19 protein-coding genes are annotated in these 17,155 nt (G+C 59.3%); 9 read left to right on the top strand and 10 right to left on the bottom strand.

Features of this window, described 5'->3' with window-relative positions:
- Positions 1-21: 21 nt before the first annotated feature.
- A complete protein-coding gene (locus tag AACV02_RS23105; RefSeq protein ID WP_106576395.1) occupies positions 22-1,404 on the top strand; it encodes a sodium:solute symporter in 1,383 nt (460 codons plus the stop codon).
- Between the two features lie 197 nt (positions 1,405-1,601).
- Here the strand turns inward: AACV02_RS23105 and AACV02_RS23100 are convergent, their stop codons facing one another.
- Complete coding sequence (locus AACV02_RS23100; protein WP_256347311.1) at positions 1,602-1,724, bottom strand: PA1414 family protein; 123 nt, start codon at positions 1,722-1,724, stop codon at positions 1,602-1,604.
- Positions 1,725-1,866: 142 nt separating this feature from the next.
- Positions 1,867-2,760, bottom strand: coding sequence for a putrescine utilization regulator PtrR (gene ptrR, locus AACV02_RS23095; RefSeq protein ID WP_119742222.1), 894 nt, complete (start codon positions 2,758-2,760; stop codon positions 1,867-1,869).
- Between the two features lie 103 nt (positions 2,761-2,863).
- Here ptrR and AACV02_RS23090 point away from each other — a divergent pair, with 103 nt between their 5' ends.
- Entirely contained in the window at positions 2,864-4,078 is a 1,215-nt protein-coding gene (locus AACV02_RS23090) for an MFS transporter (protein ID WP_119742220.1), read from the top strand.
- Here AACV02_RS23090 and AACV02_RS23085 read toward each other — a convergent pair.
- From AACV02_RS23085 to AACV02_RS23075, 3 genes are all read right to left on the bottom strand, one after another.
- Positions 3,990-5,432, bottom strand: a complete 1,443-nt coding sequence (locus AACV02_RS23085) for an NCS1 family nucleobase:cation symporter-1 (RefSeq protein WP_106576392.1) — start codon at positions 5,430-5,432, stop codon at positions 3,990-3,992. The two genes, AACV02_RS23090 and AACV02_RS23085, sit on opposite strands and share 89 nt — an antisense overlap.
- Positions 5,433-5,630: 198 nt before the next feature.
- The gene (locus tag AACV02_RS23080; RefSeq protein ID WP_119742218.1) at positions 5,631-6,029 is read right to left on the bottom strand and encodes a DUF2177 family protein; all 399 of its coding nucleotides are present in this window, start codon (positions 6,027-6,029) and stop codon (positions 5,631-5,633) included.
- A 112-nt stretch (positions 6,030-6,141) separates the two neighbouring features.
- The gene (locus tag AACV02_RS23075) at positions 6,142-6,978 is read right to left on the bottom strand and encodes a CvfB family protein (RefSeq protein ID WP_017134857.1); all 837 of its coding nucleotides are present in this window, start codon (positions 6,976-6,978) and stop codon (positions 6,142-6,144) included.
- Between the two features lie 323 nt (positions 6,979-7,301).
- Here AACV02_RS23075 and AACV02_RS23070 point away from each other — a divergent pair, with 323 nt between their 5' ends.
- The 3 genes from AACV02_RS23070 (at position 7,302) to AACV02_RS23060 (ending at position 9,358) form a co-directional block, all read left to right on the top strand.
- Complete coding sequence (locus AACV02_RS23070; RefSeq protein ID WP_003193095.1) at positions 7,302-7,481, top strand: hypothetical protein; 180 nt, start codon at positions 7,302-7,304, stop codon at positions 7,479-7,481.
- Between the two features lie 221 nt (positions 7,482-7,702).
- Positions 7,703-8,425: a TorF family putative porin gene (locus tag AACV02_RS23065; RefSeq protein WP_119742216.1), complete on the top strand. Its 723-nt coding sequence runs from the start codon at positions 7,703-7,705 to the stop codon at positions 8,423-8,425.
- Positions 8,426-8,491: 66 nt separating this feature from the next.
- On the top strand, positions 8,492-9,358 hold the full coding sequence (locus AACV02_RS23060; RefSeq protein ID WP_119742214.1) for a DUF6279 family lipoprotein: 867 nt from the start codon (positions 8,492-8,494) through the stop codon (positions 9,356-9,358).
- Positions 9,359-9,410: 52 nt separating this feature from the next.
- Here AACV02_RS23060 and AACV02_RS23055 read toward each other — a convergent pair whose 3' ends face one another.
- Positions 9,411-9,800, bottom strand: a complete 390-nt coding sequence (locus AACV02_RS23055) for a transcriptional regulator (protein WP_106576388.1) — start codon at positions 9,798-9,800, stop codon at positions 9,411-9,413.
- 153 nt (positions 9,801-9,953) lie between these two features.
- Between AACV02_RS23055 and AACV02_RS23050 the strand changes: the two genes are divergently transcribed.
- Complete coding sequence (locus tag AACV02_RS23050; RefSeq protein ID WP_106576387.1) at positions 9,954-10,229, top strand: hypothetical protein; 276 nt, start codon at positions 9,954-9,956, stop codon at positions 10,227-10,229.
- 49 nt (positions 10,230-10,278) lie between these two features.
- Here AACV02_RS23050 and AACV02_RS23045 read toward each other — a convergent pair whose 3' ends face one another.
- Entirely contained in the window at positions 10,279-11,625 is a 1,347-nt protein-coding gene (locus tag AACV02_RS23045; RefSeq protein WP_106576386.1) for a DEAD/DEAH box helicase, read from the bottom strand.
- 193 nt (positions 11,626-11,818) lie between these two features.
- Between AACV02_RS23045 and AACV02_RS23040 the strand changes: the two genes are divergently transcribed.
- Complete coding sequence (locus tag AACV02_RS23040) at positions 11,819-13,117, top strand: mechanosensitive ion channel family protein (protein ID WP_119742212.1); 1,299 nt, start codon at positions 11,819-11,821, stop codon at positions 13,115-13,117.
- Between the two features lie 110 nt (positions 13,118-13,227).
- Here AACV02_RS23040 and AACV02_RS23035 read toward each other — a convergent pair whose 3' ends face one another.
- From AACV02_RS23035 to AACV02_RS23025, 3 genes are all read right to left on the bottom strand, one after another.
- Positions 13,228-14,094: a carboxylate/amino acid/amine transporter gene (locus tag AACV02_RS23035; protein WP_119742210.1), complete on the bottom strand. Its 867-nt coding sequence runs from the start codon at positions 14,092-14,094 to the stop codon at positions 13,228-13,230.
- Between the two features lie 203 nt (positions 14,095-14,297).
- Complete coding sequence (locus AACV02_RS23030; RefSeq protein WP_106576383.1) at positions 14,298-14,897, bottom strand: FMN-dependent NADH-azoreductase; 600 nt, start codon at positions 14,895-14,897, stop codon at positions 14,298-14,300.
- A 151-nt stretch (positions 14,898-15,048) separates the two neighbouring features.
- Positions 15,049-15,363, bottom strand: coding sequence for a 3-phosphoglycerate kinase (locus AACV02_RS23025; RefSeq protein WP_106576382.1), 315 nt, complete (start codon positions 15,361-15,363; stop codon positions 15,049-15,051).
- 49 nt (positions 15,364-15,412) lie between these two features.
- Here AACV02_RS23025 and AACV02_RS23020 point away from each other — a divergent pair, with 49 nt between their 5' ends.
- Both AACV02_RS23020 and AACV02_RS23015 read left to right on the top strand, forming a co-directional pair.
- Positions 15,413-16,336, top strand: coding sequence for a LysR family transcriptional regulator (locus AACV02_RS23020; protein ID WP_119742207.1), 924 nt, complete (start codon positions 15,413-15,415; stop codon positions 16,334-16,336).
- A gap of 14 nt (positions 16,337-16,350) precedes the next feature.
- On the top strand, positions 16,351-17,154 hold the full coding sequence (locus tag AACV02_RS23015; RefSeq protein ID WP_106576380.1) for an alpha/beta fold hydrolase: 804 nt from the start codon (positions 16,351-16,353) through the stop codon (positions 17,152-17,154).
- The last annotated feature ends 1 nt before the right edge of the window (position 17,155 follow it).

Below are 17,155 nucleotides of genomic sequence, written 5' to 3'. Positions count from 1 at the left end.
AATAATCGGAGACCCGCCGTCATGGCTTTGGATTTATTCGTCGTACTCATCTACGCCGCCGGCATGCTCGTGCTCGGCTATTACGGCATGCGCCGCGCCAAGACCCACGAAGATTACCTGGTGGCCGGCCGCAACCTGGGCCCGTCGCTGTACATGGGCACCATGGCCGCCACGGTATTGGGCGGTGCATCCACCGTCGGCACCGTGCGCCTGGGTTATGTGCACGGCATCTCCGGCTTCTGGTTGTGTGCTGCGCTGGGCGCCGGGATCATCGCGTTGAACCTGTTCCTGGCCAAACCGCTGCTGAAGTTGAAGATCTTCACCGTCACCCAGGTCCTGGAAAAACGCTACAACCCGATGGCCCGCCAAGCGAGCGCGGTGATCATGCTGGCCTACGCGTTGATGATTGGCGTGACCTCGATCCTGGCCATCGGCACCGTGCTGCAAGTGCTGTTCGGCCTGCCGTTCTGGGTCTCGGTGCTGTTGGGCGGTGGCGTGGTGGTGGTGTATTCGACCATCGGCGGCATGTGGTCGCTGACGCTTACCGACATTGTGCAGTTCGTGATCAAGACCGTCGGGCTGATGTTTATCCTGCTGCCGATCTGCCTGTACCGCGTCGGCGGCTGGGATCAACTGGTGGCCAAGCTGCCGGCGTCGAACTTCAGCTTCACCGAAATCGGCTGGGACACGATCATCACCTACTTCATGATCTACTTTTTCGGCATCCTGATCGGTCAGGACATCTGGCAACGGGTGTTCACTGCCCGTGACGAAAAGGTCGCGCAGTACGCAGGCACCTTCGCCGGCTTCTACTGCATTCTTTACGGCCTGGCCTGCGCGCTGATCGGCATGGCTGCTCATGTGCTGTTGCCGAATCTGGACAACGTCAACAATGCCTTCGCCGCTATCGTCAAAGCTTCATTGCCGGACGGCATTCGCGGGCTGGTGATCGCCGCCGCACTGGCCGCGATGATGTCCACCGCCAGCGCCGGCTTACTCGCCGCCTCCACCGTATTGACCGAAGACCTGCTGCCGCGTTTGCGCGGTGGCAAACAATCGAGCCTGAACATCAACCGCTTGTTCACGATGCTGACGGGCATTGCCGTGCTGGGTATCGCCCTGGTGGTCAACGATGTGATCAGCGCCTTGACCCTCGCCTACAACTTGTTGGTGGGTGGCATGCTGATCCCACTGATGGGAGCGATTTTCTGGAAGCGGGCAACCACCTCGGGGGCGATCGCATCCATGGCCCTGGGCTTTGTGACGGCATTGGTCTTCATGTTCAAGGATGGCTTGGACGCGAACACGCCGATCTATTACAGCCTGGCGGTTGGGCTGGTGAGTTTTGTTGGGGTGAGTCTGTTGTCGCGACGCCCGCAGGCTGCGGCGGCTAGGGCAATTTAAGGCAGCACCGGCATCAGAGCGGTTTCTTCAGCGGGTGCGACGTCGGATGTCGCACCCGTTTTTTTTACCTGCCACAAACAACGATGGGAGCGGGCTTGCTGACGAAGGCGGTGTGTCAGCCAACATGTGCGTTGACTAACAGACCCCCTTCGCGAGCAAGCCCGCTCCCATCTGTTGAATTCTGCTGGAACCCGAGCTTATCTGCGACGGGGCCGGCGCTGCTCGTCATCCGTGCGAATCGGCACCGGTTGCAACGGAGGCTCGATCAGTCCGAGCGCGACGCCAACGTCATGGAGCCAGTTTTGGATTTTCTCTTTCATGGTTGCCCCCTTTGCGGGTAATGCGGGTCGGCGCGAGTTTTGTCGCCTTTTCCTACAGTGATAGTAGTCCTAAGTCCTACGTAATGCTTGAACGAAACCACAACGAACTATTACTGAATTGATTCAAATCCTGACGGATCGTTCAAGCAATCGCGCGCGTGTCCTGCAATAACTCGGCTTTGCCTTCCTGCTGCAGGTCAATCCATGCATTGAGGTTAGCGCCGAGCATACCCTTTCGCCACATCAGCCAGGTCGTTGCGGTCGCAAAAGGCCCCGTCAGGGGATGAACGGACACGCTGTCCTTGCCTGGCAGGCTCTCCAGCATGGATTCAGACATTAATGCCACACCGGAACCGGCGATCACGCAGGCGAGCATGCCCTGATAGGACTCAATCTCGATGGCCCGGCCCATGGCCACGCGCTCGTGGGAGAACCAGGTCTCCAGCCGCGTGCGGTACGCGCAACTGCGGCGAAAGGTGAACACCGAGCGCCCCGCTACATCCTGCGGCCCGCGCACGGGCGGGTGATCAGCCTCGCAGATCAACACCAGGCGCTCTTCGCACAGTGGCACACCGTCCAAGGTCGCGATGGTCAGCGGGCCATCCACCAATGCCGCATCCAGTCGCCCAGTGATCAAGCCTTCCAACAGTTCACCGCTGGGCGCCGACTGCACCTGCAGGTTCACCATCGGATAAGCCTTGTGATAGCGCGCCAACAACCTCGGCAAATGAATCGCGGCGGTGCTGTACATGCTGCCCAACACAAAATCGCCGGCCGGTTGCCCGCCCTGGACGGCGCCGTGGGCCTCATCGTGCAACGCAATCAGGCGAGTGCTGTAGTCCAGCAGCACCTTGCCGGCGGGAGAAAGCTGCAAGCGTTGACGCTCGCGCACAAACAATTCCACCCCCAGTTGCTCTTCCATCTGCTTGAGCCGTGTCGACAGGTTCGACGGCACACGGTGCAGGCGCTCGGCTGCGCGGGTGATGGAGCCCTCTTCTGCCACGGCCTGGAAAATCCGCAATTGACTGAACTCCATACCTTTCTCCAAAACTGAACAAGTTACTCACTATTATTCATTTTTACAGAAAGTCAATTCGCTTTAGCCTGAAGGTCTTCGCTTGCTAGCAGGAAACCAGAACATGTCACCGCTGATTCGCTTACTCGCCAGCTTTGTCGCCCTGATGATGGCCATGGGCATTGGACGCTTCGCCCTCACGCCACAGATGCCGCATCTGCTCAGCGAAGGGCAGATCGACCTGACCGGCGCAGGCCTGATCGCTGCCGCCAATTATTTGGGTTACTTCGTTGGCGCGGTGGATTCGATCTTCGCCCGCAGCCATCACCACGTGCGGGGGCGGATGTACGGCGGGTTGTGGTTGTGCGTACTGCTGACGCTGGCCTCGTACTGGGCGCAAGGGTTTTGGCCGCACCTGCTGCTGCGCTTCGGCACGGGTGTCGCAAGTGCCTGGGCGTTGGTGATGATCACCAGTTTGAGCCAACCGCTGGCAATTGCCGCCGGCCGTCCACGCTTGGGAGCCTTGGTTTTCGCAGGGCCGGGGCTGGGGATTTTGCTGACCGGTCTGCTGGCTTTGGGCTCTAACCTGCTGGGACAAAGCTCGGCCATGCTGTGGCTGGTGTATGGCCTGGTGGCGTTGGTCATGCTGCTGGCAATCCTGCCGTTCTTGCCTCAGCCGATGCCCGCCGTCGCACACACTGCCCGTTCCGGCAGCAATCAAAGCATCACGCACCTGTGCTGGATCTACTTTCTGTACGGTCTGGGCTACATCATTCCGGCCACCTTTCTGTCGCAGATGGCCAGCGCGCAATTCAACGGCGCCTGGCAGGCGGATCTGTTCTGGCCATGCTTTGGTCTGGCGGCTGCCATTGGCGTGGTAGGCGTGAGCTTGCGCCGCAACAACACGCACACCACCCGCCGCTGGCTGATGACCACCTTGTGGCTGCAAGCGACCGGCGTGTTTGCCTGCTTGCTGGGCAACGGCTGGGGCCTGGCGCTGGGCGTTTTGCTCTGCGGTACGCCGTTCCTGGCGTGCATGATGCTGGTGATGCAGCGCCTGCGTGAGGTCGCGCCCCACGGCTATCAGCGCAGCACCGGGCTGCTGACCGCCAGCTTCGCCATCGGTCAATTGAGCGGCCCGCTGCTGGCCTCGGTGAGCAGCCACCTGAGTGGCGGCCTGCAACCGGCCCTGGTGATTGCCGGCGCGGGCCTGCTGGTAGCCGGCGCGCTGCTGCGCCCTACTGCCGCGGTCAGCCAGCCACCAGCGGCGCCGGTACGCGAACCTGTTCTCGCCGCGCCAGCACCAGGAAAAACAGCCCACCCAGCAAGCACCCGGTAAACCAGGCGAAGTTGGCCATGCCCTGCAACGCCGGGGTGAAGGTGATCGCGACGCCCGCCAGCGTCGCAGGCACCAAGGCTTTGACCGCGGTCCAGTTCACGCCGCCGTCGAAGTAATAGCGCCCGTTTGGGCTGTCATCGAACAAGGCGTCCACATCGATCTTCTGTTTTTTGATCAGGTAGAAGTCCACCAACAGGATGCCGAACAACGGCCCGATAAACGCCGCGAGAATATCCAGCGTGTAGTGAATCATCAGTGGGTTGTTGAACAGGTTCCACGGGGTGATGAAGATCGACGCCACCGCTGCAATCATCCCACCGGCGCGCCAGCTGATTTTGCTCGGCGCGACGTTGGCGAAATCAAACGCAGGCGACACGAAGTTGGCGACGATATTGATGCCGATGGTGGCGGTCACGAAGGCAAAGGCGCCGAGCAGCACGGCCATGCTGTTGTCGATACGCGAAACGGTGGCAATCGGGTCATGCAACATTTCACCAAACACTGGCAAGGTGCCCGACACAATAACGACGGTGACCAGCGAGAACGCCAGGAAATTCACCGGCAGCCCCCAGAAATTACCGCGACGCACGTCGTGCATGCTGCGGCAGTAGCGGCTGAAATCGCCGAAATTCAGCGTTGGCCCCGAGAAGTAGGACACCACCAGCGCCGTCGCCACGATCACCTGCCCAAAAGCCTGCCAGCCCGAGAGGGATTTTTCCGCCAGGGTAAAGCTGATATTTGCCCAGCCGGCCTTCCACACAATCCAGCCGGCCAGGGCAAACATCACCGCGTAGACCACCGGCCCCGCCCAGTCGATAAAGCGCCGGATGGATTCCATGCCCGCCCAGAATACGGCCGCTTGCAATACCCATAAGCTAAGGAAACCGAACCAGCCCAAGTAGGACAGGCCTGCGAAATGCGGCTCTGCATATACCGCCATCTGTGGGAAAAAACGCAGCACCACGATGATCAAGGCACTCGACGCCAGGTACGTTTGAATCCCGTACCAGGCCACGGCAATCAGGCCGCGAATCACCGCCGGAATATTTGCTCCGAACACGCCAAAGGCCAGCCGGCAGATGACCGGATACGGCACCGCCGCTTGCTGGCTCGGCCTGGCGACAAGATTGGCAATCAACTGCACGATACAAATACCCGCGAGCAAGGCGATCAGCACCTGCCAACTGGCCAGCCCAAGCGCGAACAGGCTGGCGGCGAACACGTAGCCGCCGACGCTGTGCACGTCACTCATCCAAAAGGCGAAGATGTTGTACCAGGTCCACTTTTGTGGCAGTGGGCCCAGGTCCTGGTTGTACAGGCGCGGGCTGTAGCCTTTGGGCAATTGTTCGGTCATCGCTTGGCTCCTCGAAATACCGGCCTGCGCTGCCGTAGCAGTGTGCATACGGGAGGCGGCGGGGTTTGTATACGAGGTGTTCAGCAGAATGCGTGCCAATGGCACACAATCCCTCTGGAACGGTGCTCCAAAGGAATTTAGGAAGCGCTAGCGGATAGGGCTCCGCTCAGCAACGGTGCACATGAATCGTGTACACAATCATCGTTGCACCCGATGTGCACATAAGTACCCGACCGTGCAACAAATGCCAGTGAGGACGGTACCCCAGGCCATGTCCATGAGCGCCAACCCAGCAGACCAGCCCTGCAGCGTCGCCCAATTGCTCAGGTCATACGTGCCGTAGGCCACCAGGCCAAGCAGGGCTCCCAGCCGCGCTGCGCGCTGCCAACTGCCGCTCGGCAGGACCACAAACACCACACAACCGATGGCATACAGCAGGTAGAACACCACGGCAGGGAACAGCCGCGGCTGATCAAGCATCAGCGAGCCGAGCAGGGATTTGTAGGTCGGGCCCATGAGGACCCCGAGCCAGAGGCCGTCGAGCACCAGAAACGCAAGCAAGGTGCCGAGGTAAGCGAACAGGGTTTTCTTGGACATTGAAGCGACCTCTGCAGGAGCTGGCTTGCCAGCGATGGCATCCAACAGGACACCACGAAAACCACTGGCCTCGTCGCCGGCGAGCCGGCTCCTACAGAAGAACAAAGCGCACTCAGCTTAGTTCAATGCGATCCGCGTGAATCACAATCTGACCTTGCTTGTAGAGCGCACCAATGGCCTTTTTGAAGTTGCCTTTGCTGACACCGAACAAGTTGCTGATCACCGCCGGGTCGCTTTTGTCGCTGACCGGCAGAGTGCCGTTGTTTTCGCGCAACTTGGCGAGAATCTTCGAGTTCAGGCTGGAGGCCGCTTCTTGCCCAACCGGCTGCAGGCTCAGGCTGATGTTGCCATCGGCGCGAATCTCTTTGATAAAGCCTTTCTCTTCCTTGCCCGGGCGCAGGAACTTGAACACTTCGTTTTTGTGGATCAGGCCCCAATGCTTGTTGTTGATGATTGCCTTGAAGCCCATGTCCGTGGCTTCGGCCACCAGCAAGTCGACTTCCTGGCCCACCTGGTAGTTGGCCGGTGTCTTGTCCAGGTAGCGATCCAGCCGCGCGGTGGCGGTGATGCGCTTGGTGTGCTTGTCGAGATAGACGTGCACCACGCAGTATTCGCCCGCGGTCAGCTGACGTTTTTCTTCCGAATACGGCAGCAACAGATCCTTGGGCAAACCCCAATCGAGGAATACACCGATGCTGTTGACTTCAACGACTTTCAAACTGGCGAATTCGCCGACTTGAACTTTCGGCTTTTCAGTCGTTGCGATAAGTTTGTCGTCACTGTCCAAGTAAATGAAAACGTTAAGCCAGTCTTCATCTTCACTGGGAATATCTTTGGGGATATACCGATTAGGCAAGAGGATTTCGCCATCTTGCGCACCGTCCAGGTACAAACCAAAGTTAGTGTGTTTAACCACTTGCAAGCTGTTGTAGCGCCCGACTAAAGCCATTTCCAAATACCCTCGTTACGTGGGCGGCATTCTACCCGAGTTGCGCCCGGCACGCGCGCGCACCTGAAAAATCGCGGGCTGGCGTGGCGCTCCAGTGGCACTGCCCCACTCGTCAGATCAGATCCTTGAATTTTGCCGCCCGTCAGGTACTGACTCCTCAAGTGGTTTCGAATTAAAACAGTAAGTTAGGCGCCTATTTCACTGGCAAACTTCGACAATTACCGCCTGACCCAACAATTCCCGGAGGATATTTGCCAAGCAATTGTCAAGTATTTCCTGTACGATGCCTGGCCAAGTTAATTTTCTACAGGTTAGTGGCCGCCATGCGCGTAAAAGCATCCAACAGCAAAGCAAAGCCAGCTCCAGCCGTTGAAACCAGCGAATCGATCAACAGCCAGATTGCTGCGTTCCTCAAGTCCGGCGGCGAAATCCAGCAAATTGCCAAGGGCGTCAGCGGCCAGACTTTCGGCCCGTCCAAGCAAATCAGCCTGGGCAAAAAGTAAAACTCGCGCAACATCCGCCCGCGTTGCACCTAGTCCCTAAGCGTCTTGCCCTTAAGGCGCCAGGACTAGAGCTCGAAACACCCTCTGTGCATCACTCTATAGTGCGTTAATCGACGAACGGGCCTCACCTTCAGGCGTTCGCCGGTATGCTTGCACACGTCTAGAACGGGCATCTGCCCGATTTCCTCTGTCACTGCTCCTCGCTTTTCATGGAGTGAAGCATGCTCAAGACCTGCTTTTTTCTGATAGCTGCCCTTGCGGCAACCCCTTTAGCGCAAGCGCAGGTTTTCCAGCGTGAACTGGGCGATTTCGACCTGAAACTGGGCACCACGCCCAGCCGCAGCATGGCCCAAGGCCTGGTAAAGCCGACCGCCCCAGGCAGCGGCTCATTTCACGGCGGGTTGGACCTGAGCCATGACAGCGGCCTATATGTTGGCCAGTTCTCACCCAATATGGGGCTGTCGTCGGCCGATAACCTTGAAGTCGATTCTTACCTGGGTTTCAAACGCCCCTTTGACAAAACGCTGGGCTATGAAGTCGGCTTGATTCACTACAGCTATCCCAAGCTCAGCCCTCTGGACAGCCAGGAGTTCTACGGCGGCCTGAACCTGCTGGGCAACCGCTTCGGCGTCTCCTTCAGCAACGACCCTGATCGCCAGGACAGCACGTTGTTTGCCGACCTCGGCGGCACGCAGCCTTTCGGCATCGGCGTCAGCATGAAGTACACCACCCATCAACTGGGCACTCCTGCTTCGGTGGAAGGCGGCTCGATCAGCAGCTTCAGCGATTGGTCGGTGCAGTTCTCGCGTGCGTGGAAAGGCATCGACCTGGACCTGATCTACAGCGATTCCAGCCTCAGCGGTGGCGACTGCTCGGCCTACTCCGGACACAATTTGCAATGCGACGGCCTGTTGACCTTGAAGGCGGCGCGGTCGTTTTATTGACGGGCTGAACTGTCGCACCTCGCTCAGGTTCACATGCATTAACCCCCTCTGCGCAAGGACTCGCCCATGCTGCGTCGGCTCAAATTTCTGGTGGTATTGCTGACCCTCAGCCTGGTGCTCGCCGGCTGCAATCGCGTAGGCCTGGCCTACCGCAATCTGGATGTCATTATTCCCTGGACCCTCAACGACTACCTGGACATGAACGCCGGGCAGAAGAGCTGGTTCAACGACACACTCAAGGAACACCTGGCCTGGCATTGCACCACCCAATTGCCGGGCTATCTGGACTGGCTCGATCGCCTGCAACAGATGGTCGACAACAATCAGGTCACCGACGCCGCACTGCAGGCCCGTACTGTCGAGGCCAAACAGGCGATAGCCGAGGTCGCGCGGGAAATCACGCCGTCAGCCATCCAATTGCTGCAAGGGCTGGATGACCAGCAGGTCAAGGAAATGAGCGACGCCCTGGCCAAAGACCTGCGCAAGCGCCAGGACGAATACCTCAAGCCGCCCTTGGCGCAGCAGATCAAGGAGCGCGCGCAACGCATGAGCAAACGTCTGGACGCCTGGATCGGCCCGCTCAGTGACAGCCAGCAGAACCGTGTAACGGCCTGGTCTATCGCTTTGGGCGAACAGAATCAGGAATGGATCGGCAACCGCGCCCGCTGGCAGGCGCAATTCATCGCCGCGGTGCAGCAGCGCCACAGCGCGGACTTCCCGCAGAAGATGCAGCAATTATTGGTGGATCGCGAAAGTCTGTGGACCCCGGAATACAAGGCTGCCTATGCGCGGACGGAAACAGCGGCGCGCAGTCTGATTGTCGACCTGATGGCGGAAAGTACGCCGCAGCAGCGCATGAAGCTGACGCAAAAAATTGACGGTGTGCGCAGCGACTTCAAGGCCCTCAAATGCCTGAAAGCTACCGCCAACTGAGGTTGGCAAGGGGGACAAGTCCCCCTCGCTCAATTGATCGACGGATTGCCTGTCAGGCAATCTGCGCCTTCGAAGCCACTTCATCAAACGTCGCCGGCTCCAGGGCATCCGCCTGGTCATCGAGCACCTGACGCGGGTGGTCATTGCCGGGGATGGAGCTGTCAATCAGCGCCAGCAGTTGCGCGCCGCGCGCGGTCAGGATGAAGTTCTCACCGTTTCCGCCCTCTTCTTCTGGCCGCGACTCAATAAACCCACGCTTGAACAACAGTGCCTCATAGTCCGCGGCGGTCTTTTTCAGCGTGTCCAGGTTACCGGTGGCTTCACCGGCCGTGGCCTTCTCGGCAGCTTCCTGCTCGGCATACTTGCGCGGGGCAAAGCTGCCTTCGCCGTTCTGCACTTCATGCAGCAAACGTTCGATCAAATCCCAATTGTAAGTCGTCATCCTGATTCCTCCTGCAGGCCGGTAGAAAGTAGCCCGTCTACAGGTGTGACATGCCCCGTCACTGGCCGTTCAGCCGGATAGACCGCCGTCATTTCTCTGAACTTTCCAGACGTTCGCCACCTCAACTGAACACACTGCCAAGGAGGTCCGACCATGAAAACCCTGATGAACCTGGCCATCGCCGCCACGCTGCTGACTGCCCTGCCCGCGTGGGCCTGTACGCCTGAAGAAGCCACGGCGAAACGTGAGCAACTGGCGCAGGAGGTGACCAAACTCACCCAGCAGAACCCCACCAAAGCCAAGGAAATGAATGCAGAGCTGCAGAAAATGGATATGGATACAACCTCTGCCGACCTGCCTGACAAATGCCAATTGATCGATCAGCGCCTCAAAGACCTGGATAAAGCAGCCGCCGAGACAAAAAACTGAAGACCAAAAAAAACCGGACATCGTCCGGTTTTTTTATATCGGTGCAGCCTTACTCGGCAGCCGGCGCTTCTGGCTTGCGGCGCTTGAGCGGCGCCATGCCGTCCTTGCTGACGAGCGACAGGTTGTCGGTCTTCGGCCGGTTGGCAATTTTGCGCTTGGTCGGCGACTTGGCACCGGCTTTCTTCTTGTCGCCCTTGGCGTCGACTTTTTTCTTCTTAACGCCAACCGCCTTGCCCGACGCCTTGACCTTCTTCGGCCCGGTGTAGGTGCCTTTGACTTCCTTGATAGTGCGGCGCTCGAACGACTGCTTGAGGTAGCGCTCGATGCTCGACATCAGGTTCCAGTCGCCATGGCAGATCAGCGAGATTGCCAGGCCATCATTGCCCGCACGCCCGGTACGACCGATACGGTGCACGTATTCGTCGCCGCTGCGCGGCATGTCGAAGTTGATGACCATGTCCAGGCCATCCACGTCCAGACCGCGCGCTGCCACGTCGGTGGCCACCAGGATCTTCACGCCGCCAGCCTTCAGGCGGTCGATGGCCAGCTTGCGGTCCTTCTGGTCTTTCTCACCGTGCAGCACGAACGCTTTGTAATCCTGTGCCACCAGGCGACCGTAGATACGGTCCGCCGCAGCCCGGGTGTTGGTGAACACGATGGCCTTCTGATAGGTCTCGTTGGCCAACAGCCAGTTGAGGATCTGTTCTTTGTGCACGTTGTGGTCGGCGGTAACGATCTGCTGACGCGTGGTGGCGTTCAGGTCGCTGACGTTGTTGACCTGCAAGTGCTCAGGGTTGTTCAGGACCTTGGCGACCATGTCACGCAGGGTCGAGCCGCCGGTGGTGGCGGAGAACAGCATGGTCTGCTGACGATTGACGCATTCAGCCACCAGGCGCTGCACGTCATCGGCAAAGCCCATGTCGAGCATGCGGTCGGCTTCGTCGAGCACCAGCACTTCAACTTCCTTGAGGTCAAGGTTGCCGGCGTTGAGTTGCTCGATCATCCGGCCGGGTGTGCCGATCAGAATGTCCGGGACCTTGCGCAGCATGGCGGCCTGGACCTTGAAGTCTTCGCCACCGGTGATCAGGCCGGATTTGATGAAGGTGAACTGCGAAAAGCGCTCCACTTCCTTCAAAGTCTGCTGGGCCAGCTCGCGGGTCGGCAGCAGGATCAGGGTCTTGATGCTGACGCGGACTTTGGCCGGGCCAATCAAACGGTGCAGAATCGGCAGGACGAAAGCGGCGGTTTTGCCACTCCCGGTTTGAGCCGTCACCCGCAGGTCACGCCCTTGGAGCGCGAGCGGGATGGCCGCTGCTTGCACAGGCGTAGGCTCGACAAATTTAAGCTCGGCCACGGCTTTGAGCAGGCGTTCGTGCAGGGCGAATTGGGAAAACACGGGTGCTACCTCGAAGAAATACAAAATATCAGCTGCATAGGGTAACGGTTTCGGGCGTCCAAACCGAGTTTCTTTACGCGAACGGGGCTAATCAGCTGCTTTTTTGTCAGCTCTTTTGTCTACAACGTCAACTTTGTCGCACTTAAATGCTCTAATCGGCCCGTGTTGTCTTACAGAAGAATCGGTTTCACCCATGGATATCAAACAGTTCTGGCTCAACGTCCAAGACCTTTGGGGCGCCCTCGATCAACACCCGTTGCTGCATGCGAGCCTGGGTTTACTGGTGTTGCTGGTAGTCGCCCTGCTGCTCGGACGGGTCGCGCGCTACCTCATCCTCCACGCCGTCAAATTGCTTGGCCGGCAACCGGCGCTGCACTGGCTCAATGATCTGCGGCACAACAAAGTCTTCCACCGCCTGGCACAGATGACGCCGTCCCTGGTGATTCAGTTCGGCCTGTACCTGGTACCGGACCTGAGCAAAACCGCCACGCTGTTTATCGGCAATGTCGCCCTGGCGTTCACCATCCTGTTCATGACGCTGGCCGTGAGCGCCCTGCTCAACGCGCTGCTGGATATCTACGCACGCACCGAACATGCCCGCACCCGCTCGATCAAGGGCTATGTGCAACTGGCGAAAATGGTGCTGTTCGTGTTCGCCGCAATCATTATTGTCGCCACGCTGATCGACCGTTCGCCGCTGTTGCTGCTCTCGGGGTTGGGTGCGATGTCGGCGGTGATTCTGTTGGTGTACAAGGACACGCTGCTCTCGTTCGTCGCCAGTGTGCAATTGACCAGCAACGACATGCTGCGGGTCGGCGACTGGATCGAGATGCCTCAAGTCGGCGCCGACGGTGACGTGGTGGACATCACGCTGCACACGGTCAAGGTGCAGAACTTCGACAAGACCATCGTCTCCATTCCTACCTGGCGCTTGATGTCAGAGTCGTTCAAGAACTGGCGCGGCATGCAGGCATCCGGCGGTCGCCGCATCAAGCGCAGCCTGTACATCGACGCCAGCGGCGTGCGGTTTTTGCGTGACGATGAAGAAGTGCGCATGACCCAGGTGCACCTGCTCACCGACTACATCAGCCGCAAGCAGGCTGAGCTCAAGGCGTGGAACGAGGCCCAGGGCAATAGCGCGCAACTCTCTGCCAACCGCCGCCGCATGACCAACCTCGGCACCTTCCGCGCCTATGCACTGGCCTACCTGAAAAGCCACCCGGACATTCAGCCGAACATGACCTGCATGGTGCGCCAGATGCAAACCACCGCTCAGGGCGTGCCGCTGGAAATCTACTGCTTCACGCGCACCACGGCGTGGGCCGATTACGAGCGCATCCAGGGGGATATTTTTGATTACCTGCTGGCGGTGCTGCCGGAGTTCGGCTTGAGCCTGTATCAACAGCCGAGCGGTAATGACTTGCGTGCCGGGATGTTGCCGGCGGTGCTGGGGGCCAGTCATTTGCCGACCCTGGAACACAGCGCGGTATAACACCACCGACCTTCTGTGGCAGCGGGCGTGCTCGCGAGAGCGCAGGATCAGTCACCCCATCAATGACTGACCCACCGTCTTCGCGAGCAAGCCCGCTCCCACAAAGGTGTTCAAGATTGGGCTAACTGTTTACGCACGCCCAACCGGCTGATCCACACCGCCCCCAAAATCACCAACCCGCCCAACGCCAGCCGCCCCAGCGGCTCATGCTGATTCCAGATCAGCAAGTTCAGCAACAACCCCACCGGCACATGCAGGTTATTCATCACCGCCAAGGTGCCGCCGTTGACCAGGCACGCACCTTTGTTCCACCAGTACATGCCCAGCGCGGTGCTGACCAACCCAAGGAACACCAGCACGCCCCACTGCAGCGGCGCTTGCGGCAGAAAGTAGGCCTTGCCGAACAGCAGGAATGCCGGCAACACCACGATCAAGGCGCCCAGGTAGAAGTAGCCGAAACGTCGGTAATGCGGCAGATCGCTTGGATAACGCGCCACCAGATGTTTGTACATCACCTGCCCGGCGGCGTAGGTGAAGTTGGCCAGTTGCAACAGCAAAAAGCCGCCGAGGAAGTGCGGCGTGATCTGGTCAAAGCGAATCACTGCCGCACCGCCCACCGCCACCAACGCCGCAATCAGCGCCCAGGGATTGAAGCGACGGTTAAGCGCGTCTTCGATGAGTGTCACGTGCAACGGCGTGAGGATGGTGAACAGCAACACCTCCGGCACCGTGAGCACCCGAAAGCTCAGGTACAGGCACACGTAGGTCACACCAAACTGCAGCGCGCCGATCACCAGCATGCCACGCATGAACCGTGGCTCTACCGAGCGCCAGCGGGTCAGCGGGATGAACACCAGCCCGGCCAGCACCACGCGCACCAGCACGGCGAAATAGCTGTCGACGTGACCGGCGAGGTATTCGCCGATCAAGCTGAAGGAAAAAGCCTGAATCAGGGTGACAACCAGTAGATAGCCCATGCGCGCCTCGTTTCGAATGGGCGCGACTTTAAGGGTTTTCGGAGTTTGAAGAAACTCGAGGCAAAAAAAACCCGACCTCGCTAAAGCGGCAGTCGGGCAGGAGCACTCAGGAGCAACAAGTGCAAAGGGAGGTTCGATACGCGTACTTGAAGGGTTTGCGTGGAGCGATATAAACACCGCGCGATTATGTGACGATTAAACGATCAAGCGACCTGTGCCAGCAGCGCCTTGGCGTGGTTAATGCCTTTTTCCTGGAAGTCCCCGCTCAGGTTCACCCCTTCAGCGTGGATGAAGGTCACGTCGTGAATGCCGATAAAGGCCATGACCTGACGCAGGTACGGTTCCTGGTGATCGGAGCTGGCGCCGGTGTGGATACCGCCGCGTGCGGTCAACACAATGGCGCGTTTGCCAGTGAGCAAACCCTGAGGGCCGGTGGCGGTGTACTTGAAGGTCACACCGGCGCGCAACACGTGGTCCAGCCAGGCTTTGAGGGTGCTGGGGATCGCGAAGTTGTACATCGGCGCAGCCATCACCAGCACATCGGCGGCGAGCAGTTCGTCGGTCAATTCGTTGGAGCGGTCCAGGGAGGCCTGTTCGATGCCGCTGCGCTTTTCGGCGGGTTTCATCCAGCCGCCGAGCAAATTGGCGTCCAGGTGCGGAACCGGGTTAAGCGCCACGTCACGCAGGGTGATCTGATCGGTCGGATGAGCGACCTTCCATTGGCTGATGAACTGTTGGGTCAGCTGACGGGAGATCGAATCCTGTTGGCGTGCGCTGCTTTCGATGATCAGAACATTGGACATGGCTAGGTAGGCTCCATCTGTAAATGCTGTAAGGCGATGGAGAAAAGATTAACCAGGGCTCATTCGATAAAAAAGCGCAAAAAACTGCTACAACCCATCTAGAAATTTGTTTATAAGCGGAGTATTGCTGTGAGCATGCTCCGCTGCTGCTTTATTTTGGGGCACATGCCAGCGCGATACGCATCTTGATAATGGCGCGACTGAACTTGACCGTGGTGTTGGTGCTTTTGCCCGCCGCCACCGTGACCTTGCGATTACGCGGCGATTCCGGGCCGTTGGTGAAGGTTACCGAACACACTGCGTCGTTGGTGCCGTAGTTGTTTAGCCGGATCGAACTGATGTCGCCGTCCACGTCGGACGCGGTGTAGTCCACTTGCACGCCGTCGATCTTTTTCGTGACGTCGATGGGGTAGGCAAATGCGCTCATCGGCAGCAGCGCCAGCAACACACAACAGAATTTTCTCATTCGGCAGTCTCCAATAAGGACCGCCAGCTTAGGACAAGAGGAGCTCATCTTGAAAGCGCCCCGCGTTACCCTCGATCAATGGCGCACGCTGCAAGCCGTGGTCGACCACGGTGGCTTCGCCCAGGCGGCTGAAGCGTTGCACCGTTCGCAGTCTTCGGTGAGTTACACCGTCGCTCGCATGCAAGAACAACTCGGTGTGCCGCTGCTGCGCATCGACGGGCGCAAGGCGGTGCTCACCGACGCCGGTGAAGTGTTGCTGCGCCGCTCGCGGCAACTGGTGAAAAACGCCAGCCAACTGGAAGACCTTGCCCACCACATGGAACAGGGTTGGGAGGCTGAAGTGCGGTTGGTCGTGGACGCCGCCTACCCCAATGCACGCCTGGTGCGCGCCCTCACCGCCTTTATGCCGCAAAGCCGTGGCTGCCGCGTGCGCCTGCGTGAAGAAGTGCTGTCGGGCGTCGAAGAGTTGCTGATGGATGGCATGGCCGACCTGGCGATCAGCGGGTTCATTATCCCCGGCTACCTGGGCACGGAAATGAGCGATGTGGAATTTATCGCCGTGGCCCACCCGGACCATTCGCTGCATCGCTTGAACCGTGAGCTGAGCTTCCAGGACCTGGAAAGCCAGATGCAGGTGGTGATCCGCGACTCCGGCCGCCAGCAACCGCGAGACGTGGGCTGGCTTGGTGCCGAACAGCGCTGGACCGTCGGCAGCCTGCCCACCGCCGCGACATTCGTCAGCAGCGGCCTGGGCTTTGCCTGGCTGCCCCGACACATGATTGAGCGCGAACTCAAGGATGGCCTGCTCAAGCAGCTACCCTTGGAAAAAGGCGGCAGCCGCAACCCGACGTTTTATCTGTACGCGAACAAGGACAAACCCCTGGGCCCAGCCACACAGATCCTCGTGGAATTGCTGCGCACCTTTGACACCGCTCCCCTGGACGCGCCTTACGCCGCTCCCCAGCAAGCCTGAAACGGAGTTCATGCATGGCCTGGTTCGACCATGAAGGCTGCAGCCTGCATTACGAGGAATACGGCCACGGCAGCCCGTTGATCCTGATCCACGGCCTGGGCTCCAGCAGCCAGGACTGGGAACTGCAGATTCCGGTGCTGGCCCGCCATTACCGCCTGATCGTGGTGGATGTGCGCGGCCACGGGCGCTCCGACAAACCTCGCGAGCGCTACAGCATCAAGGGTTTCACCATCGACCTGCTTGCCTTGATCGAACACCTGAACCTGCCGCCTGCTCATGTCGTGGGCCTGTCCATGGGCGGCATGATCGCTTTCCAGTTGGCGGTGGACGAACCTGGCCGGGTCAAGAGCCTGTGTATCGTCAACAGTGCGCCTGAAGTCAAAGTGCGCAGCGCCGATGATTATTGGCAGTGGGCCAAGCGCTGGAGCCTGGCGCGAGTGCTGAGCCTGGCCACCATCGGCAAGGCCCTGGGTGATCGGCTGTTCCCCCAACCGCACCAGGGCGACCTGCGGCGCAAGATGGCCGAACGCTGGGCAAAAAACGACAAACGTGCTTATCTCGCCAGTTTCGACGCGATTGTGGGCTGGGGCGTACAGGAACAACTTTCCCGGATCACCTGTCCAACCCTGGTCATCAGCGCCGACCACGACTACACACCCGTGGCGCAAAAAGAAATCTATGTAAAACTGCTGCCCGATGCGCGACTGGTGGTGATCGAGGATTCCCGCCATGCCACGCCTTTGGATCAACCCGAAGTCTTTAACGCTACCTTGCTCGATTTTCTAAAGACAGTCGAAACCACTACCCAGGATCACTGAC

Origin of the sequence: Pseudomonas sp. Larv2_ips (assembly GCF_963879675.1) — a bacterium.
Classification (GTDB): domain Bacteria; phylum Pseudomonadota; class Gammaproteobacteria; order Pseudomonadales; family Pseudomonadaceae; genus Aquipseudomonas.
Note: the sequence above shows the minus strand (reverse complement) of the source record. Positions and strands in the feature narration are given on the sequence as shown.

Bases quoted from the DNA above. Each gene is read 5' to 3' on its own strand.
- AACV02_RS23105 (WP_106576395.1), top strand. From the start codon at position 22: ATGGCTTTGGATTTATTCGTCGTACTCATCTACGCCGCCGGCATGCTC.
- AACV02_RS23100 (WP_256347311.1), bottom strand. From the start codon at position 1,724: ATGAAAGAGAAAATCCAAAACTGGCTCCATGACGTTGGCGTCGCGCTC.
- ptrR (WP_119742222.1), bottom strand. From the start codon at position 2,760: ATGGAGTTCAGTCAATTGCGGATTTTCCAGGCCGTGGCAGAAGAGGGC.
- AACV02_RS23090 (WP_119742220.1), top strand. From the start codon at position 2,864: ATGTCACCGCTGATTCGCTTACTCGCCAGCTTTGTCGCCCTGATGATG.
- AACV02_RS23085 (WP_106576392.1), bottom strand. From the start codon at position 5,432: ATGACCGAACAATTGCCCAAAGGCTACAGCCCGCGCCTGTACAACCAG.
- AACV02_RS23080 (WP_119742218.1), bottom strand. From the start codon at position 6,029: ATGTCCAAGAAAACCCTGTTCGCTTACCTCGGCACCTTGCTTGCGTTT.
- AACV02_RS23075 (WP_017134857.1), bottom strand. From the start codon at position 6,978: ATGGCTTTAGTCGGGCGCTACAACAGCTTGCAAGTGGTTAAACACACT.
- AACV02_RS23070 (WP_003193095.1), top strand. From the start codon at position 7,302: ATGCGCGTAAAAGCATCCAACAGCAAAGCAAAGCCAGCTCCAGCCGTT.
- AACV02_RS23065 (WP_119742216.1), top strand. From the start codon at position 7,703: ATGCTCAAGACCTGCTTTTTTCTGATAGCTGCCCTTGCGGCAACCCCT.
- AACV02_RS23060 (WP_119742214.1), top strand. From the start codon at position 8,492: ATGCTGCGTCGGCTCAAATTTCTGGTGGTATTGCTGACCCTCAGCCTG.
- AACV02_RS23055 (WP_106576388.1), bottom strand. From the start codon at position 9,800: ATGACGACTTACAATTGGGATTTGATCGAACGTTTGCTGCATGAAGTG.
- AACV02_RS23050 (WP_106576387.1), top strand. From the start codon at position 9,954: ATGAAAACCCTGATGAACCTGGCCATCGCCGCCACGCTGCTGACTGCC.
- AACV02_RS23040 (WP_119742212.1), top strand. From the start codon at position 11,819: ATGGATATCAAACAGTTCTGGCTCAACGTCCAAGACCTTTGGGGCGCC.
- AACV02_RS23035 (WP_119742210.1), bottom strand. From the start codon at position 14,094: ATGGGCTATCTACTGGTTGTCACCCTGATTCAGGCTTTTTCCTTCAGC.
- AACV02_RS23030 (WP_106576383.1), bottom strand. From the start codon at position 14,897: ATGTCCAATGTTCTGATCATCGAAAGCAGCGCACGCCAACAGGATTCG.
- AACV02_RS23025 (WP_106576382.1), bottom strand. From the start codon at position 15,363: ATGAGAAAATTCTGTTGTGTGTTGCTGGCGCTGCTGCCGATGAGCGCA.
- AACV02_RS23015 (WP_106576380.1), top strand. From the start codon at position 16,351: ATGGCCTGGTTCGACCATGAAGGCTGCAGCCTGCATTACGAGGAATAC.